We start from the raw sequence: 15,291 nt of genomic DNA on the forward strand, positions 1-15,291 counted from the left end.
GGTCGCGAACCAGGCCGGGTCGGTGTGGCCGTGCGGGCTGATGATCGGCAGGCCCTTGACCTGGCCGTACAGCGCCCTCGCGATCCCCCGCGTGCGCTCGTCGGCCGGGAACAGGCGGTCGTCGTGAAAAACCAGAGGCCGGGTCATGGCGTCTTCTACTCCCTACTCCGCCGACGGCTTCCGCGGGCCGTTTTCGACGCGCTTGGTAACCGGTGTCATGGCGCCATGCAAGCCAAAGGCGCCGCCGCGATCATGCCGGCCACCCTAGCTTGCGGGCGGGGCGCCGGACGAGTCGCGAACCACCAGATAGGGGATCGTGCTGTTGGGGTCACGCTTCTCGCGGACCGCCGCGCCGATCAGTTTCTCGGCCGCGATCCGGCCCACCTCGCGGGTGGGGATGTGGATCGTGGTCAGCGGCGGCCAGACGGCCTGGGCGATCTGGAAGTCGTCGAACCCGACCACGGTCACGTCGGCCGGCACCTGAAGCCCGGCGCGGCGCGCCGCCTGCAGGACCCCGGCCGCCATTTCGTCGTTGCCGGCGAAGATCGCGGTGGGCCGGGGCGTCTTGGCCAGCAGCGTCTCGCCGCAGGCCAGGCCCGACTCGAAGGTGTACGCGCCCTGGACGACATAGTCGGGCTTCAGCTCCAGACCGGCCTTGTTCAGGGCGTCCTCGAAGCCCCCTCGCCGCTCGTGCGACGACCGGAAGCTGGGCAGGCCGCTGATGAAGCCGATCTCGCGATGGCCCAGTTCGACCAGATAGGCGCCCATGACCTCGCCGCCCACGCGGTCGTGGCCGACGATCATGTGCTCGGGCTTGTCCAGCTCGACCGAGGCGATACGGATGTACTCGCAGCCGATCTCGCGCAGCAGCTTGGCCACCCGCTCGTCTTCCGACACCGACGGCGGCAGCACCACGCCGAACAGCTTCTGGCGTTCGACGAAGGTGCGGATGTCCTGCAGGAAGGTCGGGCTGGAACGGTCGCACGGGTGGACCACCAGCTCGAAGCCGGACCCGCGGATGCCGTCCAGCAGGCCCAGCTGCATGTTCACGACATATTGCGGGTTGGGGTTGTCGTAGATCATGCCGATCAGGAACGAGCGGCGGAACGCCAGGCCCCGGGCCTGGGGATCGGGCGCATAGCCCCACTCGGCGATCACCGCCTCGATGCGCTCACGGGTCTCGTCGCGCACGAAGGGGGACTGGTTGATCACGCGCGACACGGTCTTCTTCGACACCCCGGCCAGACGGGCGATGTCGTTGATCGTGGCGCGCTTGCGGCCGCCTTCGAGGCCGCCGTCGAAAGCGGCGTCGTTTTCCATGCCGTCAGTCTCCGGCAACGGGGATTTGGACGAGGTCAAAGCGTTTCCATGCGGCGATCGTTGTTTTGTTTTGTCATACTCTATCGCACGGCGGCGTCGCTACAACTGCACCACCGGGCGTATTTGCCCTATGGTGACACCGGTTTCCCCGCCGTACAGACGGGATGGCAGCACGAAAAGTTCCAATGACCAAGGCTTTGATCGTCGACCCTACCCTCAGCCCGTCCGAATCGATCCACGGCGTCGATCCGCGCGACCATGTGGCCACGGCCCTGCGCGACCTCGTCGCCGGGGAAACCCTGGACCTGCACGGCCAGGCGATCGTCGCCCGCGCCGACATCCCCAAGGGCCACAAGATCGCGGTGCGCCGTGCCAGCGCTGGCGAGGACGTGCTGAAGTACGGCTGGCCGATCGGCCGGGCCACGGCCGACATCGCGGTCGGCGACCACGTGCACGTCCACAATGTCGAGACCCGGCTGTCGGGCGTCGAGGACTTCGTCTACGCCGACGCCCATCCGGAACCGCATGCTCCACCGCCGGCCGGGACCTTCCTGGGCTATCGCCGCAAGAACGGCCGGGTCGGCACCCGCAACGAGATCTGGGTGCTGTGCACCGTGGGCTGCGTGGCCAACACCGCCCGAAGGATCGCCGAGAAGGCCAACGCCCGCTTCGCCGGCAGGGTCGACGGCGTCTTCGCCTTCCCCCACCCGTTCGGCTGCTCGCAGCTGGGCGACGACCTGACCCACACCCGCAAGCTGATCGCGGGCCTGGCCGCCCACCCCAACGCCGGCGGCGTGCTGATCCTGGGCCTGGGCTGCGAGAACAACCAGCTGAAGGCCCTGCTGGAGTCMGCGCCGGGCCTGGACCCCGAGCGCCTGCGCTCGTTCACCACCCAGATGGTGGAGGACGAACTCGAAGACGGCCTGGACGCCGTCGAGCAACTGGTCGCCATCGCTGAGAAGGACCGCCGCGAACCGGCCCCGCTGTCGGAGCTGGTCGTGGGCCTCAAGTGCGGCGGCTCGGACGGCTTCTCGGGCGTCACCGCCAATCCACTGGTCGGCCGCATCGCCGACAAGGTCTCCGACGCCGGCGGCACCCCGGTGCTGACCGAGATCCCCGAGGTGTTCGGCGCCGAGGGCGTGCTGCTGGCCCGCGCCGCCACCCGCGAGGTGTTCGACGAAGCCGTCGGGGTGATCGACGACTTCAAGCGCTACTTCATCGACAACCACCAGCCGATCTACGAGAACCCCTCGCCCGGCAACATCGCCGGCGGCATCACGACCCTGGAGGAGAAGTCCCTGGGCGCGGTGCAGAAGGGCGGCCGCGCGCCGCTGGTGGAAGTGCTGCGCTACGGCGAACAGGTGGGGCCGCACGGCCTGACCCTGCTGGAGGCGCCCGGCAACGACGCCGTCTCGTCCACCGCCCTGACGGCGGCCGGCGCCACCGTGATCCTGTTCACCACCGGCCGCGGCACGCCGCTGGGCTTCCCCGCCCCGACCCTGAAGATCGCCTCGAACTCGGCCCTGGCCGCCCGCAAGCCGGGCTGGATCGATTTCGACGCCGGGGTCGTGCTATCGGGCCAGACCATGGACGCGGCGGCCGACTCCCTGATGGACCTGGTCGTGGCCACGGCCTCGGGCCAGCCGACCAAGGCCGAACTCAACGGCGAGCGTGAAATCGCCATCTGGAAGCAAGGCGTTACTCTGTGACCGACACGATCTCCCGTCCTCTCCGCCTCAACGCCGTCAGCTATCCGGCCGCCATTCCGGGCGTCGCCCTGCCCGCCTACGACCGCGACAAGGTCACGGTCGGCGTGGTGCATTTCGGCCCCGGCGCCTTCCACCGCGCCCACCAGGCCTTCTATTTCGACCAGCTGCTGGCCAAGGACCCGCGCTGGGGCGTCTGCGCCGTGTCGCTGAAGAGCCCCGGCGTCCGCGACGCCCTGCAGCCGCAGGACGGCCTCTACACCCTGGCCCAGCTGGACGCCGAGACCACCTTCCGCGTGGTCGGCTCGATCCTGGAGGTGCTGGTCGCGCCCGAGGACCCGCCGTCGGTCTTCGCCCGCCTGGCCGCGCCGGACACCCGCATGGTCACCCTGACCGTCACCGAGAAGGGCTACTGCCTGACGGGCGACGGCAAGCTGGATACGGCCCATCCCGACATCGTCCACGACCTGGAGCACCCGCGCCTGCCGGTCAGCGCCGTCGGCTACGTGGTCGAGGGCCTGCGTCGCCGCCACCAGGTGGGTCTGCCGCCCTACGCCGTGGTGGCTTGCGACAATCTCGCCGACAACGGCTGGCGCCTGAAGGCCGCCGTGGTCGCCTTCGCCGACGCGATCGACCCCGCCCTGGCCGCCTGGATCGAGGCCGAGGGCCGCTTCCCGCGCACCATGGTCGACAGCATCACGCCGGCGACCGACGACGCCCTGCGGGCCCGGGTCGAGGCCGCCACCGGCCTGACCGACGCCTGGCCGATCCAGCGCGAGGCTTTCACCCAGTGGGTGGTCGAGGACGTGCTGGGCGACAACGCGCCGGACCTGGCCAGCGTCGGCGTCACCCTGACCGACGACGTGCGCGGCTTCGAGCGCGCCAAGCTGCGCCTGCTGAACGGCGTCCATTCGACCATCGCCTATGCCGGCCTGTTGAAAGGCCACGAGACGGTGTTCGAGGCGATCAGCGATCCGCAGCTGGCCAGGATCGCCGAGGACCTGATGGTCCAGGACATCATCCCGACCCTGACCGCGCCGCGCGGCCTGGACCTGGCCGCCTACGCCCAGGCCATCCTGGGCCGGTTCCGCAATCCCGAGATCCGCCACCTGCTCAGCCAGATCGCCTGGGACGGCTCGCAGAAGCTGCCCTTCCGCATCCTCGGCACCGTCACCGACGCCCTGGCCGCCGGTCGCCCGGTCGAGCGCCTGGCCCTGCCGCTGGCCGCCTGGATGCACTTCGTCCGCCGCCGGGCGGCCGAGGGCGTCAAGATCGTCGACCCGCTGGCCGATCGCCTGGTCGAGACGGCCGCCGCCTGCACCGGCGACGCCAAGGCCGACGTGGCCCAGTTCCTGAAGCTGGAGCCGGTGTTCAGCCGCGACCTGGCGGGCAATGCGACGTTCGTGGCGGCGCTCGAAAAGGCCTACGACGACCTCGCCTAGCGGGTGACGCCCCGGCCCGTCACCACGGGCAGGACGGTCCGCAGCAGGATCGTCAGGTCGAACCAGAACCCCTGGCGTCGGAGATATTCGGCGTCCAGGGCCACCTTCTCGGGGATGGCGATCTCGTCCCGCCCGTTGATCTGCGCCCAGCCGGTCACGCCGGGCCGCAGCGCCTCGACGCCGGCTTCGGTGCGCAGCGCCACCAGGTCGTGCTGGTTGAACAGAGCCGGGCGCGGGCCGACCAGGCTCATGTCGCCGACCAGCACGCTCCACAGCTGCGGCAGCTCGTCGATGCTGGTCTTGCGCAGGAAGGCGCCTGGCGGCGTCAGCCACTGGTCGGGATCGGCCAGCAGGTGGGTGGCGACCTCGGGCGTGTCGATCCGCATGGTGCGGAACTTGGGCATGGCGAACAGGGCGTTGCCGCGCCCGACCCGCTGCGACCAGTAGAGCGCCGGCCCCGGCGAGGTCAGGCGCACCACCGCCGCCACGACCAGCAGCGGCACGGCCAGCAGCAGCAGCGCCGCCCCGGACGCCGCCGCGTCGAACAGCCTTTTCACGTCAGGCCAGATCCCCGAACGCCGCGTCCAGCAGCAGGTAGGCGCGGCCGGCGTCGGACGACAGCAGGGCCGCCACCAGGAAGCCTTCGCGGTCCTGCTCGGACGCCTCGTCCATCATGCCGGCGTAGCGGCGCAGGAAGCGCTCGGCGTCGGCCCGCAGCGCGGCGTCGGAGAACAGTCGGCGGACCAGGCGGCGGATGGCGGCCGGGGCCAACTTCTTGACCACCTCGCGCGACGCGCCCTCGTCGTGGGTCTGGATCGTGGCGGCGATCTCGTCGATGCGGGCGCGGGGCAGCAGGGCCGTCGGGTCGATGCCCATGGCCAGGATCTCGCCGGCCATCTTCTCGCCCAGGGCGGCGTCGCCGGGGGCGGCGCTCTCCAGGCCCGACAGCAGGTTGCGCCACGACAGGCCGCCGCCCTGCTGCGGTTCGGCCCGCTCGGCGGGCGCGGACGGGGCGGCGTTGCGGCCGCCGGCGGCGTCGAACACCGAGCGGAACTCGTCGTCGGTGGCGGTCGGCGTCAGGCGCAGGCGCGGCCGCAGGCCGGCCTCCTCTGCGCTGGGCTCGTTGGCGGGCCGTGGGGCCGGGGTCGGCGCGGGCGGAGGCGGCGGAGCCGCGGCCTGAACCTGGCGGTTCAGCGGCGGCGGCGCGCGCGACGGCGTGGCGGCGGGCGGCTGGGCCGCGCCCATCMGGCCGACGGCCTCGCTGAGCATGTCGTAGTTGCGGCGGACGCGCTCCTGGAAGGCCTGGTCGATCGCCGCGGTCTCCTCGGCGGTCCGGCGGGCGGACGTGCGCAGGTCCTCGATGCCCTGCTCGATCTGGGCCCGAACCTCGTTGGCGCGAGCCAGGGCCTCGGCCGGCAGGTCGGCGGTGCGGCGACCGACATCGGCCAGCATGGCCTCCATCTCGGTGATCGTGCCGCGCGCGGTCTCGACCGCTTCGGACAGCTTCTGGGCGGTCCGGGCGCCGGCCTGCTCGACCACCTGGGCCGACTGCTCGATCAGGTCGCGTGCCTCGTCCATGCGGGACTCGAACACCGTGTCGGCCTTCTGGCCGGCGGCGAAGGCGATCTCGTTCAACTGGTCGACGCGGATGCGGGCCGCCTCGACGCGCAACTCGACGCCCTCGTTGGCCTTGCGAGCCGCCTCGGCCATGGACTCCATCGCCTGGGACAGAGCGGCTTCCAGGTCGGCGCGCTGGCCGCCGGCGGCGCTGGCCAGGGCGGCGATGGCGCTGGAGGTCTCGGCCGCAAGGGCCTCGCGCTCGGCGCGGGCGGTCTCGGCGACTTCGCGCAGCTGCTGGGCGGCCGAACCGATCAGGCCGCGCAGCACCTCGGCGCCCATGGCCGCCATGTCGCTCATCTCGGTGGCGCCGGCGCGGGTGTGGCCGATGAACTCGGTGAGCTGGGCGGTGCGGGTMTCGCTCTCGGCGGCGAAGTCCTCCTGGTCGGTGCGCAGCTGCTGGCTGGCGGCGACCAGGGCGGCGCGTTGCGAGGCCAGGGTGCGCTCGACGGCGCCCATCTGGTCGCCGACGCCCTGGCCGGCGGTCTCCAGTCGGGCGATCTGACGCGACAGGTCCTCGGCGCCGACGCGGGCGGCGTCAGAGGCCTCGGCGGCGGCCGCGGCCAGATCGGCGGCCCGGGCGGCCAGGGCGGCTTCGGCCTCGCGCAGCTGGGTCTCGGCCAGGTCGGAGGCCTCGGCGACCATGCGCGCCTGGCTGCCGATGGCGTCGACCACCGCCGTGGACTGGGCGTCCAGCGTGGTCGACAGGGCGTGCATGGCCTGACGCTCGTGGCCGAGGCCTTCGGACAGCTGCTGCACCATGCGGGCGGACTCGCTGGTGGTCTGGGCCAGGGCGAGGGTCTCCTCGGCCAGGGCCTCGCGCAGTTCCTGGACGCGGTTGCGGGCGTCCTCGGCGGCGGCGGTGGCCGCGTCGATCTGGCCCCGGATGCGCTCGACCATGCCGTCGACCCCGGCCGCGGCCAGGGCGGCGGGGGTGACCAGGCGGTCGGTCACCGTCCGGCTGTGCTTCAGCTCGGCCGAGACGCCCATGGCCTGGCGCAGCATGTAGGCGCCCAGCAGGGTGAAAACGGCGGGACCAATGGCCAGGGCCGCGAACACGGTCAGGGCGAACTGGTCGACCTTCAGGGCGGGCACGCCCGCGCCATAACCCAAAGCAAAGGCGATCGGGCCCAGGGTCCACAGCGCCGCGGCGGCGACCGCCAGGCTCCAGAACAGCGGGGCCGGCATCGGCTTCTTGCCCTCACGGGCCGTCGACAGCGTGGTGACCGGCGGCGCGGGCGCAGCCGGCGAGGTCTCGCGCGACTTGGACACCGCCGCCTCGAACCGCTTGGACGGGGCTGGCGGTTCCGGCTCGACGACCGGCGCCGGCGGCTGAGCGGCCTGGCTGGCGACCGGCGCGGTCAGGAACGACGGCAGCGGGGCCAGGGGCTCGGCCTCGACCGGCGCGCTGCGGCGACCCCGGGCCGGGGTGAACGGCGCCGGATCGGCTTCCGGCTCGGGCGGCTTGAAGTTCGACTTCAGCGGCGGGGCCGGTTCGATCACCGCTTCCGGCTCGGGATCGGCGGCCTCGACCTTCGGCGGTTCGACCGGCTCGAAGGCCTTGGAGTCGGGCTGGGGTTCGGGTTCAGCTTGGGGCTCGGGCTTCGGCGCCGACTTGGAGGCATTGCCGAAGAAGCCGCGGCGCGCGCTGGCGCGAGACGTCTGAGGCGCGGGGGCCGCGAGCGGCTCCGGCGCGGGTTCGGGCTCTAGGCCCAGCGGGCCACGGTCGAGAATCGGCGGCGCCGACGCTTCCGGAACGGCGGCGATATCGAGGTCCAGGTCCGGTTCGCTGACCGGCGCGTCCGCATCGGGCTCGGCTTCCGCCTCGACGGCGCGATCGACGTCATCGACCGGCGGCTCCACGGGAATGCCGGTGAAATCAAGCGGTTGGCGCTTCTTGGGCTTCATACGCAGCCATAGTCCCAGGGCGAAACGGCTCGGGGCCGGATGAACATCGCCGCGCGGACGCCCCTCTCGCACGCAACGAATAAACCTAGCGGCGAAAAGCCGGCCCGCATAGCGGGTTCCGCCGGTTTTCCCGTCTGGCGAAGGGGTTGGCGCGTCGAGGGCCTGGGCGTCGCCCTAGGCGTTGACCTCGGTCCGATGCAGCTTGGGACAGCGCTCGATGGTCTGGACGGCCTGCTGGCGGGGCGAGCGGGCGATGACCCGTTCGGCCTTGGGCGGCTCCTTGGCGCGATGCTCGACGGCCATGCCGAACTGGCAAAGCGCCATCGACGACAGCCAGAGCACGATCGCGGCGATGAATTCAGCCAGGGAGGACATCGGCAGGCCCATTTTCCGATAGCGGCGTTATGCGGCGGTTCGTCGCGGGAGGCGAGTGAACTTTTGGTCATGAAAGGCCCCGCTCCCGCCGCCGGGCGCCATCGAAGCTCACAGCGCCTGCAGATTTCCCCGCCTTGCCCGCTCGGCCCACGAGACCTAGGTCCACGACCAACATCCCCCCTTCCGTCGCCGCGCATCCGTGCGTCGGCGGAGCTTTCCATTTGCGGATAAGCGTTTTGCCCCCTACCCAAGTCGCTTCGCTGTCGCACGACGCCTTTGCGGACCCGTCCATGAGTGCGCTGTCCCCGGCCCGCCTGACGCACCTGCAGCGCCTGGAGGCCGAAAGCATCCACATCCTGCGCGAGGTGGCGGCCGAGTGCGAAAACCCGGTCATGCTGTATTCGATCGGCAAGGACAGCGCGGTGATGCTGCACCTGGCGGCCAAGGCGTTCTATCCGTCCAAGCCGCCCTTCCCGCTGCTGCACGTCGACACGACCTGGAAGTTCAAGGCGATGTACGCGCTGCGCGACACCATCGCCCAGCAGTTGGGCTTCGACCTGCTGGTCCATAAGAATCCCGAGGCCGAGGCGCGGGGGATCAACCCGTTCGACCACGGCAGCGCCCTGCACACCGACCTGTGGAAGACCGAGGGCCTCAAGCAGGCCCTGGCCAAGTACGGCTTCGACGCGGCCTTCGGCGGCGCCCGCCGCGACGAGGAGAAGAGCCGGGCCAAGGAGCGGGTCTTCAGCTTCCGCACCGCCGAGCAGCGCTGGGATCCCAAGGACCAGCGGCCCGAGCTGTGGAAGCTCTACAACACCCGCAAGCATCCCGGTGAAAGCCTGCGCGTCTTCCCGATCTCCAACTGGACCGAGCTGGACGTCTGGCAATACATCCACCTGGAGAACATCCCGATCGTGCCGCTGTACTTCGCGGCCGAGCGGCCGGTGGTCGAGCGCGACGGCAGCCTGATCATGGTCGACGACGATCGCTTCCGCCTGCGCCCCGGCGAGGTCCCGCAGATGAAGAGCGTCCGCTTCCGCACCCTTGGTTGCTACCCCCTGACCGGCGCGGTCGAGAGCACCGCCTCCACCCTCCCCGAGGTGATCCAGGAGATGCTCCTGGCCACCACCAGCGAGCGCCAGGGCCGGGTCATCGACCACGACCAGTCGGCCTCGATGGAGAAGAAGAAGCAGGAGGGGTATTTCTAGATGACCAAGGTCTACAAGCCCTCCGACCTCGTCGCCGAGGACATCGACGCCTACCTCGTCGCCCACCAGCACAAGTCGCTGCTGCGCTTCATCACCTGCGGGTCGGTGGACGACGGCAAGTCGACCCTGATCGGCCGGCTGCTCTACGACAGCAAGATGATCTTCGAGGACCAGATGGCGGCCCTCGAGGCCGACTCCAAGCGGGTCGGCACCCAGGGCGGCGCGATCGACTTCGCCCTGCTGGTCGACGGCCTGGCCGCCGAGCGCGAGCAGGGCATCACCATCGACGTCGCCTACCGGTTCTTCTCGACCGACAAGCGCAAGTTCATCGTCGCCGACACCCCCGGCCACGAGCAGTACACGCGCAACATGGTCACCGGCGCCTCGACCGCCGACGCGGCCGTGATCCTGATCGACGCCCGCAAGGGCGTGCTGACCCAGACCCGCCGCCACAGCTATCTCGTCAAGCTGCTGGGCATCCGCCACGTGGTGCTGGCGGTCAACAAGATGGACCTGGTCGGCTGGGACCAGGCGGTGTTCGACAAGATCGTCGCCGACTATCGCGCCTTCGCCGACCAGATCGGCCTGGAAACCTTCACCCCGATCCCGATCTCGGGCCTGKGCGGCGACAACATCGCCGCGCGCGGCGAGCAGTCGCCCTGGTTCGACGGCCCGATCCTGATGGACTGGCTGGAAGGCGTCGAGGTCGAGGATGACCTGCGCAGCCAGTCGTTCCGCATGCCCGTGCAGTGGGTCAACCGCCCGAACCTCGACTTCCGGGGCTTCTCGGGCCAGATCGCGGCCGGCACGGTCCGGCCKGGCGACCGGGTGAAGTCCCTGCCCTCGGGCCGCGAGAGCACCGTCGCCCGCATCGTCACCAAGCCCGACGACCTGGCCGAGGCCTATGCCGGCCAGTCGGTGACCCTCACCCTGGCTGACGAGATCGACGTCAGCCGCGGCGACATCCTGGTGGCCGCCGACGACCCGGTCGCCGTGGCCGGCCAGTTCGAGGCCACGGTCGTCTGGATGGACGACGATCCCCTGCCCCCAGGCCGATCCTACCTGCTGAAGGTGGGCGCGCGGATGGTCGGGGCCAGCGTCACCGAGATCAAGCACCGGGTGAACGTCAACACGCTGGAGCACCTGGCGGCCAAGAAGCTGGAGCTGAATGAGATCGGCCTGGTGAACCTGTCGCTGGACCAGGCCATCCCGTTCGAGCCCTACGCCAAGAACCGCGATCTGGGCGGCTTCATCCTGATCGACCGGATCAGCAACCGCACCGTCGGAGCCGGCCTGCTGAACTTCGCCCTGCGCCGGGCCGACAACATCCACTGGCAGCACACCGACGTCAGCAAGGCCTCGCGCGCGGCGCTGAAAGGCCAGCGCGGCCGGGTGGTCTGGCTGACCGGCCTGTCGGGCGCGGGCAAGTCGACCATCGCCAACCTGGTCGAGAAGCGCCTGCACGCCCTGGGCCGCCACACCTATCTGCTGGACGGCGACAACGTCCGCCACGGCCTCAACAAGAACCTCGGCTTCACCGAGGAGGACCGGGTCGAGAACATCCGCCGGGTGGCCGAGGTCGCCAAGCTGATGGTCGACGCCGGGCTGATCGTGCTGACCGCCTTCATCTCGCCGTTCCGGGCCGAGCGCCGCCTGGCGCGCGAGATCCTGCAGGACGGCGAGTTCGTCGAGGTGTTCGTCGACACCCCGCTGGCGGTGGCCGAGGCGCGGGACGTCAAGGGCCTCTACAGGAAGGCGCGGTCGGGCCAGTTGAAGAACTTCACCGGCATCGACAGCCCCTACGAGGCGCCGGAGACGCCGGAGCTGCGGATCGACACCACGAAGATGGATCCGGTCGCCGCCGCCGAGCGGATCGTCGCCTGGCTGGAAGGCGAGCTGGACTACGAGATCTAGGCCACGCGGCTGGGGACATGCCCTTGCGGCGTGTCCCCATGACCGGGCGCGGCGCTCTTCGATGGGGACACGCCGCAAGGGCGTTTCCCCGACCACGCTAGCGCCCCGCCCGCTTGGCCAGCATCACGGCTCCAATCAAACCCAGCCCGCCCATCGCCGCCATAGCCAGGTAGCCCCTCGGCCCGAAGGCGTCGAACAGGGGGCCGGCCGCCAGCGTGCCCACGCCTAGCACGAAGCCGGCCGACAGGGCCGAGTTGATCGCCTGGGCGGCCGAGGCGCTCTGCGGCGGGGCCAGGCGCTCGATCAGCCGCAGCGAAGCCATGAAGCTGGCCGCGAAGGTCAGGGCGTGCAGGGCCTGCAGCGGGAACAGCAGCCACAGTGGCGGGGTGAAGGCGTAGGCGCTCCAGCGGATCAGGGCCGCGGCCCCGCCCAGCACCAGCAGCTTCTCGGGCCCGACCTTGCGCCGCCACGGTTCGGCGAACCACATGAAGCCGACCTCGACCGCCACCCCGACGCCCCAGAGCATGCCGATCATCGGGGCCGAGATCCCCTCCTTGCGCCACAGCAGGGCCGAGAAGCCGTAGTAGAAGGCGTGCGCCCCCTGGATCAGTCCGGCGGTGACCACGGCCAGCACGAAGGTCCGGTCGCGCAGCAGGCCGCCCAGCCCCTTCCAGCGCTCGGCCCGGCCGGGGGCCTCGCCGCTCTCGTGCACGCGGTCGGCCGGCAGGACCAGGGCCGAGATCACGGCGACGCCGACGGCCGCCGTGGTGATCCAGGCCACGATGACGCTGGGCGCCATGACCGCCAGGATCGCCCCCATGGCCAGGTTGGCGACGATGAAAGCCGCCGAGCCCGCGCCGCGCGGGACGCCGTAGTTGAAGCCGTCCAGGCGAGAGCGCCGCAGGGTCAGCACGTCGATCAGCGGGGTCAGGGTGGTCAGGAAGGTCATGCCCACCAGCCAGCAGGCCAGCAGCCCCCAGAACCCCGGAGCCACCAGCATGGCCAGGTAGCCGGCCGCCGCCCCCAGGGCCAGCAGGGACAGGGGCGTGCGCCGCAGGGAAAAGCCGTCGGCCCACACCGCCAGCACCGGTCCGGTGAACGGCCGCGCCAGCATCGGCACGGCCAGGATCAGGCCGATCTCGGCCCCGGTCAGGCCGCGCGAGCGGAAATAGGTGGCGATGAACGGCAGGCTGACGCCGGTGCCGAGATAGGAGACGACGTAGAACAGGCCCAGGCGGGTTTGGGTTGAAAGACGCCCTGCCCCCGCCCCGTCCGTCACCCTATTCCGCCCCGCCGAAGCGGGCGGTCCACTCGGCGATCTGCTCGTCCTCGATCTTCTTGAACAGCACCTCCGGYGCGCGGACCGACAGGCCGACCGGCAGGGTCGACAGCTCGGCGGCGGCGTCGGTGGTGGGCCAGGCGCCCGGATAGGCCTGACCGAACGCCTCGGCGATCTTCTCGGCGGCGAACGGGATGAACGGCGCCGAGATGCGGGCGTACAGGGCCGCCAGGTTCAGGGCGGTGCGGACGATCACCGCGGCGCGGTCGCGGTCGGTCTTGATCGCCGTCCACGGGGCGGCCTCCTGCAAGTACTCGTTGCCGACCACCCAGAGGGCGCGCAGGGCCTGGGCGCTCTTGCGCACCTCGATGGCGTCCATCTGTTCGGCCAGGTCCGCCAGGCGGGCCGAGACGTCGGCGAACAGCTTCTCCTCCAGCGGGCCGGGGGCGCCGCCCTCGGGGATCACGCCGTCGAACTTGCTCTCGGTGAACTTCAGGATGCGGTTGACGAAGTTGCCCAGCACGTCGGCCAGGTCGCGGTTCACGGCGCTGGCGAACTGCTCCCAGGTGAAGGCCGTGTCGCTGCTCTCGGGCGAGTTCGAGGTCAGGTACCAGCGCCACAGGTCGGGCGGCAGGATCTCCAGGGCCGCGTCCATGAACACGCCGCGCTGGTTCGAGGTCGAGAACTTTCCGCCGTACCAGTTCAGCCAGTTGAAGGCCTTGAGCATGTCGACGCTCTTCCAAGGCTCTTCCGAGCCCAGGATGGTCGCCGGGAAGCTGACGGTGTGGAAGGCGACGTTGTCCTTGCCCATGAACTGGACGTAGCGGACGTCATCTGCGCCCTCGTCGGTGCGCCACCACGACTTCCAGTCGCGGTCCGCGCCGGCTTCCGCCCATTCCTGGGTGGCGGCGATGTATTCGATGGGCGCGTCGAACCAGACGTAGAAGACCTTGTCMTCGAAGCCAGGGCGCGGGAACTCGCCCTGGGTCACCGGGATGCCCCAGGACAGGTCGCGGGTGATGCCGCGATCGATCAGGCCCTCGTCCAGGTGCTTGTAGGCGATCGACTTGGCCAGCAGCGGCCAGTCGGCGTGGCCGTMGACCCAGGCCCTGATGCGATCGGCCATCTTCGTTTGAAGGAGATAGAGGTGGCGGGTGTCGCGCACCTCAAGGTTCCGCGAGCCGGAGATCACCGAGTACGGATTGATCAGCTCGGTCGGGTCCAGCAAGTTGCCGCAGTTGTCGCACTGGTCGCCGCGGGCCTTCTCGAAACCGCAGTGAGGGCACGTGCCCTCGATGTAGCGGTCGGGCAGGAAGCGCTTGTCGTCGATGGAATAGACCATCTGGTCGACGCGTTCCTCGATCAGGCCGCGCTCTTCCAGCACCTCGCAGAAATGCTGGGTCAGGCGGTGGTTCTGCGGCGACGACGAGCGGCCGAAATGATCCCACGACAGGCCGAACGCCCGGCCCACGTCGTGCTGCAGCACGTGCTGCTCGGCGCAGTAGGTGGCCACGTCCTGGCCGGCGGCGGCGGCGGCCAGCTCGGCCGGCGTGCCGTGCTCGTCGGTGGCGCAGATATAGAGGGTGTCGTTGCCCCGCGCGCGCTGGAAGCGGGCGTAGACGTCGGCCGGCAGCATCGATCCCGCCAGATTGCCCAGGTGCTTGATGCCGTTGATGTACGGCAGGGCGGAGGTGATCAGGATGCGGGCCATGGGTCTTCCGGGGGAGTCGAGGAGCGGTTGCATATAGAAGGCCCGGGGCGGAAACGAAAGCTCGGCGGCTCACCCACTTGCCCCCACCTGACCGCTTCGCGGTCTGTCCGCCCCCATAGGGGGCGGATGACGGAAAACACGCGGCCTCTTCCCCCTATGGGGGAAGACGATCGCGAAGCGATCCGTAGGGGGCAAGGGGGTGTGATCCCACGCCTTCGGCTGTGAGCTGATGGAAAGGGCTGCGGAGCGCCGGACACCGTCCGGAAGAATTAGAGAATACCGTTTCGACGAAGCCCGATCGCTCCGCGCGGTCGTTATCCGGAAGCGCGGCGGCGCTGAGTTCTGTTCGAACCTCGCCGCCTTGAAGCCTCCAACGGGCGGGCTGGATCAACGCCTCCAGTCCCGGACCGCGAGCCTGTCACCGCTCGCCTGCTGCTCGATCGACCCTCACGTCACGTCGTATCTGTGGACCACGCCCGACCGGCACCAGAGACGTGAGGTTGTTCCGGCCCCTACCGAACGCGGACCAGATCCGACAGAGCTTCCCGCTCGATCGCCCCCCGCCGCCGCATCGGTCGCTGGCCATGCGCCCTTTCCCGCGTCGAGGTGGGACGATTATGCGGTCGCCGGGAAACCCTGCGGGGAATAAAGATTTAGCGCAGGGATATCAGCGGGTTGGTTGGCAATGAGGCGGGGATACGCACCCCAAACCCCTCTCTCTWWGAGAGAGGGAGGGGCCCGCCGCCGCAGGCGGTGGGAGGGTGAGTGGTTTCACCGTTGGCCGGTAAACCCAGAGCCGTCGAGCCTTTTC

At 70.3% G+C, this 15,291-nt stretch carries 10 protein-coding genes and 2 pseudogenes; 4 read left to right on the forward strand and 8 right to left on the reverse strand.

Features of this window, described 5'->3' with window-relative positions:
* Together AC1U89_RS24115 and AC1U89_RS24120 are read right to left on the reverse strand one after the other, a co-directional pair.
* Positions 1-147, reverse strand: a pseudogene (locus AC1U89_RS24115) (glucuronate isomerase); the annotation flags it as partial.
* 117 nt (positions 148-264) lie between these two features.
* Positions 265-1,320: a LacI family DNA-binding transcriptional regulator gene (locus AC1U89_RS24120; RefSeq protein ID WP_479902151.1), complete on the reverse strand. Its 1,056-nt coding sequence runs from the start codon at positions 1,318-1,320 to the stop codon at positions 265-267.
* A gap of 185 nt (positions 1,321-1,505) precedes the next feature.
* Between AC1U89_RS24120 and AC1U89_RS24125 the strand changes: the two genes are divergently transcribed.
* Positions 1,506-3,029 carry a UxaA family hydrolase gene (locus AC1U89_RS24125; protein ID WP_479902152.1) on the forward strand — a complete coding sequence of 508 codons (1,524 nt, stop codon included), beginning with the start codon at positions 1,506-1,508 and terminating at the stop codon, positions 3,027-3,029.
* Positions 3,026-4,468 carry a mannitol dehydrogenase family protein gene (locus AC1U89_RS24130; protein WP_479902153.1) on the forward strand — a complete coding sequence of 481 codons (1,443 nt, stop codon included), beginning with the start codon at positions 3,026-3,028 and terminating at the stop codon, positions 4,466-4,468. The genes AC1U89_RS24125 and AC1U89_RS24130 overlap by 4 nt, the downstream gene beginning before the upstream one ends.
* Here the strand turns inward: AC1U89_RS24130 and AC1U89_RS24135 are convergent.
* The 3 genes from AC1U89_RS24135 to AC1U89_RS24145 all read right to left on the reverse strand — a co-directional run bounded on the left by AC1U89_RS24135 (position 4,465) and on the right by AC1U89_RS24145 (position 8,368).
* Complete coding sequence (locus tag AC1U89_RS24135; RefSeq protein ID WP_479902154.1) at positions 4,465-5,025, reverse strand: sugar transferase; 561 nt, start codon at positions 5,023-5,025, stop codon at positions 4,465-4,467. The two genes, AC1U89_RS24130 and AC1U89_RS24135, sit on opposite strands and share 4 nt — an antisense overlap.
* A gap of 1 nt (position 5,026) precedes the next feature.
* Positions 5,027-7,993: a coiled-coil domain-containing protein gene (locus AC1U89_RS24140; protein WP_479902155.1), complete on the reverse strand. Its 2,967-nt coding sequence runs from the start codon at positions 7,991-7,993 to the stop codon at positions 5,027-5,029.
* A gap of 174 nt (positions 7,994-8,167) precedes the next feature.
* Complete coding sequence (locus AC1U89_RS24145; protein ID WP_479902156.1) at positions 8,168-8,368, reverse strand: hypothetical protein; 201 nt, start codon at positions 8,366-8,368, stop codon at positions 8,168-8,170.
* Positions 8,369-8,658: 290 nt separating this feature from the next.
* Between AC1U89_RS24145 and cysD the strand changes: the two genes are divergently transcribed.
* Positions 8,659-9,576 (forward strand): sulfate adenylyltransferase subunit CysD, encoded by a 918-nt coding sequence (gene cysD / locus AC1U89_RS24150; RefSeq protein WP_479902157.1) that lies wholly within the window; start codon positions 8,659-8,661, stop codon positions 9,574-9,576.
* Positions 9,577-11,490, forward strand: a complete 1,914-nt coding sequence (gene cysN, locus AC1U89_RS24155) for a sulfate adenylyltransferase subunit CysN (RefSeq protein WP_479902158.1) — start codon at positions 9,577-9,579, stop codon at positions 11,488-11,490.
* Positions 11,491-11,587: 97 nt separating this feature from the next.
* On the opposite strand, the gene AC1U89_RS24160 is transcribed toward cysN, so the two are convergent.
* The 3 genes and pseudogenes from AC1U89_RS24160 to AC1U89_RS24170 form a co-directional block, all read right to left on the reverse strand.
* The gene (locus AC1U89_RS24160) at positions 11,588-12,769 is read right to left on the reverse strand and encodes an MFS transporter (protein ID WP_479902159.1); all 1,182 of its coding nucleotides are present in this window, start codon (positions 12,767-12,769) and stop codon (positions 11,588-11,590) included.
* A 1-nt stretch (position 12,770) separates the two neighbouring features.
* Complete coding sequence (gene metG, locus AC1U89_RS24165; protein ID WP_479902160.1) at positions 12,771-14,480, reverse strand: methionine--tRNA ligase; 1,710 nt, start codon at positions 14,478-14,480, stop codon at positions 12,771-12,773.
* 540 nt (positions 14,481-15,020) lie between these two features.
* Positions 15,021-15,096: pseudogene (locus tag AC1U89_RS24170) on the reverse strand (hypothetical protein); the annotation flags it as partial.
* Between the last annotated feature and the right edge of the window lie 195 nt (positions 15,097-15,291).

The organism is Caulobacter sp. 05T431, from assembly GCF_056665975.1.